The sequence below is a fragment of the Mycobacterium sp. genome (genome assembly GCF_052144515.1).
Taxonomy (GTDB): Bacteria; Actinomycetota; Actinomycetes; order Mycobacteriales; family Mycobacteriaceae; genus Mycobacterium.
In genome coordinates this window covers 22,228-31,802 of record NZ_JBKQQD010000292.1, presented here as the reverse complement: position 1 = coordinate 31,802, position 9,575 = coordinate 22,228, and the positions used below count along the sequence as shown (strand labels likewise).

Annotated in this window: 5 protein-coding genes and 7 pseudogenes; 8 read left to right on the top strand and 4 right to left on the bottom strand. The window is 66.2% G+C overall.

Going from position 1 to position 9,575, the window contains the following annotated elements:
- Together ACLP9N_RS19370 and ACLP9N_RS19365 are read left to right on the top strand one after the other, a co-directional pair.
- Nucleotides 1–276: pseudogene (locus ACLP9N_RS19370) on the top strand (SAM-dependent methyltransferase); the annotation flags it as partial.
- A gap of 95 nt (nucleotides 277–371) precedes the next feature.
- Nucleotides 372–530, top strand: a pseudogene (locus ACLP9N_RS19365) (SDR family NAD(P)-dependent oxidoreductase); the annotation flags it as partial.
- Between the two features lie 19 nt (nucleotides 531–549).
- Here the strand turns inward: ACLP9N_RS19365 and ACLP9N_RS19360 are convergent.
- A pseudogene (locus ACLP9N_RS19360) lies at nucleotides 550–736 on the bottom strand (hypothetical protein); the annotation flags it as partial.
- Here ACLP9N_RS19360 and ACLP9N_RS19355 point away from each other — a divergent pair.
- From ACLP9N_RS19355 to ACLP9N_RS19340, 4 genes and pseudogenes are all read left to right on the top strand, one after another.
- Nucleotides 731–886, top strand: a pseudogene (locus ACLP9N_RS19355) (thiamine pyrophosphate-dependent enzyme); the annotation flags it as partial. The pseudogenes ACLP9N_RS19360 and ACLP9N_RS19355 overlap by 6 nt on opposite strands.
- Before the next feature lie 440 nt (nucleotides 887–1,326).
- Nucleotides 1,327–2,397: a class I SAM-dependent methyltransferase gene (locus tag ACLP9N_RS19350; RefSeq protein WP_442408923.1), complete on the top strand. Its 1,071-nt coding sequence runs from the start codon at nucleotides 1,327–1,329 to the stop codon at nucleotides 2,395–2,397.
- A 406-nt stretch (nucleotides 2,398–2,803) separates the two neighbouring features.
- A pseudogene (locus ACLP9N_RS19345) lies at nucleotides 2,804–2,909 on the top strand (hypothetical protein); the annotation flags it as partial.
- 638 nt (nucleotides 2,910–3,547) lie between these two features.
- Nucleotides 3,548–3,883 carry a hypothetical protein gene (locus ACLP9N_RS19340; RefSeq protein WP_442408922.1) on the top strand — a complete coding sequence of 112 codons (336 nt, stop codon included), beginning with the start codon at nucleotides 3,548–3,550 and terminating at the stop codon, nucleotides 3,881–3,883.
- Nucleotides 3,884–4,065: 182 nt separating this feature from the next.
- Here the strand turns inward: ACLP9N_RS19340 and ACLP9N_RS19335 are convergent, their stop codons facing one another.
- Entirely contained in the window at nucleotides 4,066–5,286 is a 1,221-nt protein-coding gene (locus tag ACLP9N_RS19335) for a hypothetical protein (protein WP_442408928.1), read from the bottom strand.
- On the opposite strand from ACLP9N_RS19335, the pseudogene ACLP9N_RS19330 reads away from it, so the two are divergent.
- Nucleotides 5,185–5,707: pseudogene (locus ACLP9N_RS19330) on the top strand (ABC transporter permease); the annotation flags it as partial. The gene ACLP9N_RS19335 and the pseudogene ACLP9N_RS19330 sit on opposite strands and share 102 nt — an antisense overlap.
- Nucleotides 5,708–6,086: 379 nt before the next feature.
- On the opposite strand, the gene ACLP9N_RS19325 reads toward ACLP9N_RS19330, so the two are convergent.
- A complete protein-coding gene (locus ACLP9N_RS19325) occupies nucleotides 6,087–6,413 on the bottom strand; it encodes a hypothetical protein (RefSeq protein ID WP_442408927.1) in 327 nt (108 codons plus the stop codon).
- 885 nt (nucleotides 6,414–7,298) lie between these two features.
- Between ACLP9N_RS19325 and ACLP9N_RS19320 the strand changes: the two are divergent.
- Nucleotides 7,299–8,210, top strand: a pseudogene (locus ACLP9N_RS19320) (PD-(D/E)XK nuclease family protein); the annotation flags it as partial.
- A gap of 19 nt (nucleotides 8,211–8,229) precedes the next feature.
- On the opposite strand, the gene ACLP9N_RS19315 reads toward ACLP9N_RS19320, so the two are convergent.
- Entirely contained in the window at nucleotides 8,230–9,459 is a 1,230-nt protein-coding gene (locus ACLP9N_RS19315; protein WP_442408921.1) for a class I SAM-dependent methyltransferase, read from the bottom strand.
- Nucleotides 9,460–9,575: the final 116 nt, after the last annotated feature.

Sequence of the window (9,575 nt, the reverse complement as noted above, 5' to 3'; positions counted from 1 at the left end):
GAGGGCTCCCGCGATTATGTTCCGCTGATGCGAAAAGGTTGCGGTCTGTCCGGCGCCGAGATTTTCCGGCGGGATTGGCGTATGAGTCTCGACCCGGCCCAGTTGCCCTTCGTGCAGCACGTCGACGGCCGTCGCACCATCCGGGAGATCGCTGAGTGCGTGGCGCAAAGTGGCGCGCGGCGAGGTGATCTGGCCGACTTGGAGAGTTTCGGCCGCAAGCTGTTTCAGTCGCTGTGGCGTCTCGATTTTCTTGCGATGGGCCTGCCGCGCGCGTGATGCGTGGCTGCGACGCCCAACGCCGTCGGGCCCGTGCACGCGGTACCCCGGGTACCGGCTAACCTCGGCCGAGAGCCAACGCGAGGAGGGTGCTCATGGACGGGTTCGTGGGCAACGTCGCCGTGGTCACCGGCGCGGGTTCGGGTATCGGCCAGGCGCTGGCCGTCGAGCTGGCCCGCTCGGGCGCCAAGCTGGCGATCAGCGACGTCAACACCGAAGGGCTGGCCGACACCGAGCAACAGCTGAAGGCGATCGGCGCGGTCCGCAAGCTCAAAAAGTGACCTCGACCGCGGGGCCGCGGTTCTCCAAGGTGGCAATGCCGACGTCGAATAGGTATTCGGTCGCTGGTTGGGTTGCGCCGTACAGCAATTCGACCAAGTCCGGAAGAGCCGCGAATTCGCGTCTTGCGGTCCTCGGCGGCGTCCAACAACCCCATGCGTTCCAGCACCGTCAGCGCCGGACGGCTCCGCCCGTCAAACTTGCCGAGGGTGTGGGGATTCCCGCACGTCGCGTCAGCACCGCCGAGGAGTTCGCCGAGGCCCTGCGCGGCGCCTTCGTCGAACCCGGACCGCACCTGATTGATACGGTGGTGCCGTCACTGCTGGGGTAGCCATCGCCGGCCGTCCACAGGCCAGTTGGGGGACGCCAGCTTGGGCGGGCGTGGGAGACCGCCCCCAGACCCGACTTCCGCTGATCGTGGGCAACGGGTCGTCGGATTTTGGCGTTGATCTGCGCGAACGCGCGATGATCCGGTTTGGGTCGTGTTAATACACGGCCGGTGCGCGCAGGTGTGGCTCAGTCGGTCGGTGCGCTGTCGGCGGCGGTGGTAGTGAAGGGTGACCAGGTGCATGCGGTCGAGGTTCGTCGCCACCCGCTACGACAAACTCGCCATCGTCTACCGCGCCGCGTCGTCGCGCCGTCCGCACCTGGGCCGCACATTTATCAGACACGCCCCAGTTCCGTGCGAAAAGATTTCTTGCGCTGACGGTCTGGACCCTCCTTGGTTCAAATTCCCCGGCAAAAGCCGGCTCGATCATGTAGAAGAGATCTGTGGATAATTTGCCTCGCACATCAGTCGATCCGACGCCGCTGCTGCGCGAATCCTTGGCCCGGCGGTTGTCTCGTCGATCGGTGGTCACGGGGGAGATCACGCTGCCTGCCGTTCCGGGCATGATCGACGAGTACGTGACGATGTGTGACACCATCTTCGCCGTTGTGGGCAGGAGGTTTTCGGTCGAAGAACTTGCTGATCTCAGGGTGGCGCTCGTGGGCCAGTTGTCCGAGGCCTACTCGGCTTCCCCGCGTTCGACCATCGCCATCTCGTTCGACGCTGCCCAATCCGCGGGCTTGAACTACAACGTCAAATCCCAATGGTGGACGGTCGAGAGCGCCTATGAGAATTGGATTAGCACCCGCGAGCCGCCATTGTTTGGTTCCGAACCGGATGCTTGCGTGTGGGACCTGGCGAAGAAAGCAGCCGATCCCACAACGCATCGCGTGCTTGATATCGGCGCAGGAACTGGGCGCAACGCCCTGGCCTTGGCGCGACGTGGCCACCCGGTCGACGCGGTCGAGTTGGCCCCGAAGTTCGCCGAGATGATTCGCTGCGACGCCGAACGGGAATCGCTCGACGTGCGCGTCATCCAGCGTGACGTCTTCTCGACCACAGATGATCTACGGCAGGACTATCAGCTGATTCTGCTCTCCGAGGTGGTGTCCGATTTCCGGACGACCCAGCAGCTGCGCGGCCTGTTCGAACTCGCCGCCCATTGCCTGGCTCCTGGTGGACGGTTGGTGTTCAACGCTTTCCTGGCGCGCCAAGACTACACACCCGACCAGGCCGCGCGTGAACTCGGGCAGCAAATGTACACAAGCATCTTCACGCGGCAGGAGATGTCCGCTGCGGCAGCCCAGCTACCCCTTCAACTCGTCGCCGACGACTCCGTATATGATTACGAGAAAACGCATCTGCCCGCAGGCGCTTGGCCGCCCACGGGCTGGTACGCCGACTGGGTCAGTGGCCTCGACGTCTTCGAGGTCGACCGTGAGATAAGCCCAATCGAAATGCGCTGGCTCGTGTACCAAAGACGGCTTGAGGTGGCTCGACCAGGCGCCCGCTGAATCGAGGGACCGCTCGGTGCTGCCGGGATCCGACGTCGGCGCCCAGACCAAACGGGCCAGGTCGTCGACGCCGTGGCGATGGTCAACGCGCACACGCGTGACGTTCTGTTCGATGATCGCCCTTCGTCCAGGTTTTCGGTGACGTAATGGCCGTTGCGCCAACGAGATTGACGCCGCGATTCCTTGACGCACCGATACGATGCCGCACCGATGAACGCCGGTGCCGCCGTTGAAACGACGTGGTGAAATTCCGCTGGAACGGCAACGGGGTAGAGCGCATCGGTAACACCGGCGGCTGAGCAAGCCGACAGTCGAGCCAAGCCGACGAATCCAGCACCCGCTGAGCGAGCCGACAGGCCAGCGAAGCCATCGAATACTGTCGGACGCCTCACCTACAGGTGCTGGCGTGTTGGTGGCCGCCGACAGCATCGTCTACAGCGCGTCGGATCGCGGCCGCCGCTGGATGTGAATACGCCCTGTTGCGGGACTTCGACGCGAAGCTGGGCTCGGGTACCTGCGCGCCGTCGGGGTGGGTGTGTTGGTGATCCTGGTGGCCCCAGCTAGCGCCGGCGACGGTGTGGAAGGTGAGTCGGTCCAGTGCCGGGGTGATCCCCACCCTGGACAAGACCCGCCAGTTCGTCGACCGCTAGCCGTTTCCCATCATGGACCCGACTTTCGGGCATGTGACGATCACGATGTGTGGGATCCGCCCGTTGGGGGCGCAGGTGATCCGAAACGGTCACGAGGACGTCGGGTCGACTACGGCCGTCACCTGATCTTGCAATCCGGGCCAGTGATCAAGCGGGCGTTTGACACCATCGTGGAGCCCACCCCGGGTCCGGCTGGGCGGGCCCGGGGTGGGCGATCTTGGTCGGCGTGCGGCAGCGACCGCGCCGCCACGGCGCGGATCTGTCGCCTGGTGGGGCAGTCGTGATCGACAGACCTCGGTGCCACCCGGCCCTGTTCACCGTCCACGTCGGGCTGTTGACGATGAAGGAATACCACCACCAGGTGAGCACGCGGCGCGTTTGGCGGCGGTGTGCAACACCCGTGCGCACCGGCCGGGTGTTGGGGAAGTTGCTCCAGATCGTGACCCGGGTCGCCGGCACCCTCGATCGGTTCACCAGCATGCTCGAGCCTCGACGTCGGCTTGCCGCCCGACGGCGTGCTCGACCAGCTACCGACACCCGCGCGGATCGGCGCCACCGGCGGCGGCGGGGTCGATGTCAACAAGGCCCACACCCGCGCCACCCGGCCCGCCGTGCGCGCCCTGGCCGTCGCCCCGCACGGGTTCATCGTCGCCGACCCCGCCGGTAACGCCCGGTCGCTGACCCGGGGCCCAGCGAGCGGGCCTCCACCGTTCGCCGGCCCGCCGACGACCTGCGCGCACCGCGCGGCAAATAGCTCATCGGCACACCTGGCCGGACCCGCCGTTACCGGGTGCCCAGCCCGCCCGCACCATCGCCGCGCTGCTGGCCCTGCGTGATCAGGTCATCGCGCCGATCCTCGCCGGGGTCCGCCGACCCGGACCAGGGCGACCCCGAAGACCCGCACCCGCGTCGACCGCAACCACAAGCAACTCCACGAAGGCATGCGCACCCTGTTGCACCGCATCGCGATCAGCGCAGCCGCATAGCCAGCACAGTGTCGATCACATGCCCCAAGCGGCTAGGAGCCGCCGGTGAAGCCCGAGCCGGCGGCAGCGTCGCCGCCCAAGCCGCCCAAGCCGCCCTGGCCGCCCTGGCCGCCGTCTCCGGCGGTGCCGCTGTCGGCGCCGCCACCGGTGCCGCCTTGGCCGCCGACGCCGCCGGCACCGCCGTCCGTCGGTCCGTTGGTGCTGGTGCCGCTAGTACCAGTGCCGCCCTGGCCGCCGACGCCGCCGGTGCCGCCGGCGCCGCCGGTGTCGCTGCCGGTGGCGTTGCCGCCGGTGCCGCCGGCGCCTCCCTGGCCGCCGGTGCCCGCGGCGCCGACCGTCCCGCCGGTGCCGCCGGTGCCGGCCGCGCCGCCGCTGGCGCCGTTGCCGCCGTTGCCGGCGTTGCCGCCGTTGCCGCCGCCGGTGCCAGTGTCTGGGGTGCCCGAGCCGCCGTTGCCGCCAGTGCCGGCGTTGCCGGCGTTGCCGCCGGTGCCGTTGGTGCCGGTGGCGCTGCCGGCGTTGCCGCCGGTGCCGCCGGCCCCGGCGTTGCCGCCGGTGCCGCCGCTGGCGCCGGTGCCGTCGATGCCGTCGCCGCCGTTGCCGCCCGTGCCGCCGTCACCGGCGTTGCCGCCGTTGCCGCCGGTGCCGCCGGTGCCCGCGTTGCCGCCGTTGCCGCCGTTGCCGTTGGTACCGGTGGCGCTGCCGGCGTTGCCGCCGTTGCCGCCGTTGCCGGTGTACTGCAAGGCGCTGAGCACCGTGCCACCGTTGCCGCCGGTGCCGGCCGCGCCGTCGCCGCCGTTGCCGGCGGTGCCGGCGTTGTTGCCGACGCCGCCGTTGGCGCTGTTGCCGCCTTGGCCGCCGGCCCCGCCGTTGCCGTTGGTGCCGGTGCCAGTGGCGTTGCCGCCGACCCCGCCGTTGCCGCCGACGCCGCCGGCGCCGCCGACGGCCTCGTTGCCGGCAACGGCGCTGCCGCCGTTGCCGCCGGCGCCGCCGGCGCCGGCGTTGCCGCCGTTGGCGTTGGTGCCGGTGCCGTTGCCGCCGGTGCCGCCGGTGCCGCCGTTGCCGGCGAAGCCGGCCTCGGTGAGGACGCTGCCACCGGTGGTGGTGTTGGCGCCGTTGGCGCCGTCGCCGCCGGCGCCACCCGTGCCGCCGCCGGCCGGCAGGGCATCACGCAGCGGTACCGCCGCTGGGTGCTGAGGCAGTTGTGGATCACCATCGCCACCGGCAGCACCGCGGTGACGATGGGCGGCCGGCACGCCAAGCTGTTGCGTCTCGAACCGTCGCTGGGTCTGCCGCACGTCACGCTCGTGCTGATCATCTGGAACCCGATCACCGCCGCCATCGGGGAACGCGCCGATGTATTGGTCGCCGACCAGGGACCGATCACGCGGATACCGGCGCCGCTTTGCGTGCACGTCTACCGGCTTGGTGTGGCCGCAGCTGATCGCGTTCGCCCACCACATCGTCATCTGCTCGTCAAGGCGATCATCTCCCCCAGCCCGTGGTCGTGGGCCGACCTGTCGGTGATCGCGGCGCTAACGCTGATCGTGGCAACCACCTGGGGGCGTCGCCCAGCAGGAGCTGCGCACTGGCTGGTGGTGGTGCTGACAGCCATCGGCTTGGGTACCGGCGGGGTCCGCCATGCGCCAGTACCGCGCCCGAGTGACCTACCAGGTAGAGAGCACGCCGGCGATGCGCCTCACGCCCACGATCGAACCGGGCATCACCGGTGCGGCGAAGATGACCTGTCTTGCCCGGCCATGTCGCGCCGGCCCACCCGAAGATGCGCCAGCCTCGGCGCAAACCGCCCCCTGCGACGGGCAGGCCACCGGCCCACCCGAAGCGCGCATCAAACCCCCACCACCGCGTGATGCCGCACGATCACCACCGGCCCCCAGGGCCAGATCACACCCGCGAGGCCGCGCGCACCGGCTCGGCCACCGCCACCAGCCACCGACCGCGACCCCTACACGGCCACCGTCGACGACCACGACACCACCACGGGGTTCCAGGGCATATCTGGGCTCACTGGGCCGCCGGAACCAGCTTTTGAAGCTCACGACTGTCCAGCTCCCAAATCTACGACCATCATGGAATTCTGGGCGACCAGCTTGCGCAGCGACTCGGCGATGTCGAAGAGCGCGTAGGCGCTCACAGCCAAAGCAGCGGTCTGCGTCAGCTCGGGATCAGCTTCCACTGCTCCCACCAGCCACTCTTTGGCCTCTACCAGCACGTCGAACGGCAAGGTCTGTTCCTCGCTCACTTGGCCACCTCCACCTTCTCGCTTCTCGTCGACCACGATGAGCACCGGGTGGGCCTCGATGGTGCCGGTCGCGCGGCCCGTAACGGGCCCGACGACCACCTCGTCCTCAGGAGAATCCACACGACAGTTCGGGAACACTACGCGCGTCTGATTAGGTTTTGAAGCAAATTTTGCAAACTTGATTCGATCGATTTCACCCCGCCAAAACACCTCCGAAACAGCGAGTTACAGATCTCGAAAGTTATGTAATTTACGCGAGAGAAAGTTATGTATTTACGCGAGCGAAAACTTGTGTAATTTACGCGAAAGGAAGCGAGTTACAGATCCCGAAACTTATATAATTTACGCGAGAGAAAAATATGACTGGACGTGTCGGCGTGAACTCGGGGGGCCCGTCGGGCAGGCCGGTCAGACAGGCCAACCCGCTGCACCCGCACGTGTTGGCCCACTGGGACCGCACCGCACTCACACCACCAGGGTGCGCGTAGCCCGCGCCCAGGGGCGGCCGCACCATATCCGCTGTTGGCGGGCATATTGACCGGGCGGAGGCAGCGCGCGGGCGGATGGCTGGTGCGGCAGCTATTCCCTGGGCCGGCTACCGGCTCCGACCAGGTCTGTGACCACGCGCTGGGGCGGTTATTTCCACGCAGCCCCGTAGTTGCGTCTTGGAAAGGCGGCAGATATGCCGGTTCGACGCTTGCGTGTCGACGCTGTATTGCCGATATCGGCTGGTGTGTCGGTTATGGCAATGGCTTGCTGTGGATGCTATTTGCATGATTTTGGGATTCGTCTTCCACCACCGACGGAGGCCCCCTGACGCAGGCCCCTGACGCAGGCCCCTTTGTGTACTTCGCTCCCGTCTTCGCCACTTTGGGTGCGCCACATGCGCTTTCATCTTGCGCCGTGCGCGCTTTTCGCCGCCCTGGTCACGCCGAGTTCTTCGGTGCCACCGATTTGTCGGACGCCGTACCTAGAGTTGCTGCTGTGTTCGTCGTCGGCGAGAGCATCGTCTACAGCGCGTCAGATCTTGCGGCCGCCGCCCGATGTGAGTACGCCCTGTTGCGGGCTTTCGACGCGAAACTGGGCCGGGGCCCCGCCGTCTCCGCGGACGACGCGTTGCTCGCGCGAACCGTCGTCCTCGGTAACGAGCACGAACGACGCCGACTCGACCAACTGCGCGACGAGTTCGGGGATGCCGTCGCGGTCATCGGCCGCCCGGCATACACCCTCGCCGGGCTGACGGCCGCCGCCGAGGCGACCCAGCGCGCCATCGCCAACCGCGCCCCGGTGGTGTATCAGGCCGCGATGTTCGACGGCCGTTTCGTCGGGTTCGCCGACTTTCTGGTACTCGACGGCGAGCACTATCGGGTCACTGACACCAAACTGGCCCGCTCACCCAAGGTCAGCGCGTTGTTGCAGCTGGCGGCCTATGCCGATGCGCTGGCCGGCTCGGGTGTCGCGGTGGCGCCGGAGGCCGAGCTGCAATTGGGCGACGGCACCGTCGTGCGTTACCGTGTCGGCGAGCTGATCCCGGTCTACCACTGCCAGCGCACGCTATTGCAGCGGCTGCTCGACGACCACGATGCCGCGGGCACCACGGTGCGCTGGGAAGACCAGGCCAGCTTTCGCCCGCTGTGGGCGCATAACCGGGTGGACGAACGAAAGGCCCTGACTGATTTCCTGGCAATGGTGGCCAAGCGCCGCAAGCATCGCCCCAACATGCACATCTACCATTACGCACCGTACGAGAAGACCGCGCTGTTGCGGCTTGCCGGACGGTACGGAATCGGTGAGGACGAGGTCGACGAACTATTGCGTAGCGGGACGCTGGTCGACCTGTATCCATTGGTGCGCAAGAGCATTCGAGTGGGTGCGGAGTCGTTCAGCCTGAAGGCGGGCACGCAGGCCTCATCTGGTTATCGGTGTGGCACGTGACCTAACGATCTGAGTTCGCGTTCAGGGCCATCGCAACGAAATCCAGACGCCACAGCGACTGAAATAGCTGGCGACCGAGGTTCTCCAGGTCAGCCACATTGGCTCGGCGCGAGTCCCCACTCTGCGCCACGCACTCAGCAATCTCTCGGATCGTGCGACGGCCATCGACGTGCTGCACGAAGGGCAACTGAGCTGCGTTCAGATTCATGCGCCAATTCGGCCGGAAAATCTCACTGCCGGACAGACCGCAACGCATGCGGAACAGCGGGACATACTCGAGGGAGTCGGCCGCCGAAAAATCAATGGTGTAGCTCTCTTTCGGCCGGTCCGGACGGCACGCCATGAAAAAATGGCAACCGCCAAATATGTTGAGACGCTCCATCACGGACCAGAGTTCACGCTCAGGCAGTGCGTTTACGGCCTGATAGACCTCGGTGCCCGGTGCAAACAAATTATGCGGGTAATACGGCGCATTAACGAGCCATCCCTGAAATACGAGCCCGCCCGAGGTGACGAGATCGATACAGTCATCGATGGAATAGCTACGGTCCCGACCATGCAGAAACGTATCCACCACGGCGCCGTCGTACTTCAATTCACCCCCCTCTATTTTCAGATAGGGTTGGACAGGGTGATCAGACGGCAGCACCGAGACCATCTCTTTGACTACTTGGACCGATGCTTCGTCTTGACTCAGCCCCATGTCACGAAAGACGGATTGCAACAGTTCGACTCCGGTTCGGCCGTACTTTGCATAAAGCGTTAAACCGATGGCACCGTCTCGCCGCAGGCAGTCGGCGAGTGCTTTCATGCCGACGAGCGGATCTGTCAAGTGATGCAGCACGCCGGTCGATACAATGAGGTCGAAGTCGAGCCCCAGCGTTGACAACTCCTCAATCGGGAGCAGATGCAATTCCAGGTTGCCCAGCCCGTGTTTGTCTTTGAGATATTGCTGATGGTCCAGTGACGGCTGGCTGATATCGACCGCCACCACTTTCGCTTCGGGGTTCCGGTACGCGAAAACTGCGGCCTGGTTGGTGCCGCAACCGGCAATAAGAATATCGAGATCGGGTTTGTATTCCCGATCGGGCCACAACATCCGGTGAAAGCGGGAGGGGTCGAACCAAAACCAGTTGCTATCGGTCAATGCGTCGAGATCCTGTATAGGGCGCGGGTACCTCCACCGCTCGTACTGGCGGGAGACGACATCGGCGCGCGGATCTTCGCTCATTTCAGCACTGGCTCCTTGGAGTGCAGCTCTCGATCGATGGCGGCCCATCGGTATCTCAGATCCCCCCTCTGCCACGGCAGGATTATGGGGTACCGCCCGTTCCGCGCGCAAGGATC

Coding starts and splice junctions, on each gene's coding strand:
- ACLP9N_RS19315 (WP_442408921.1), bottom strand. CDS start 9,459: ATGAGCGAAGATCCGCGCGCCGATGTCGTCTCCCGCCAGTACGAGCGG.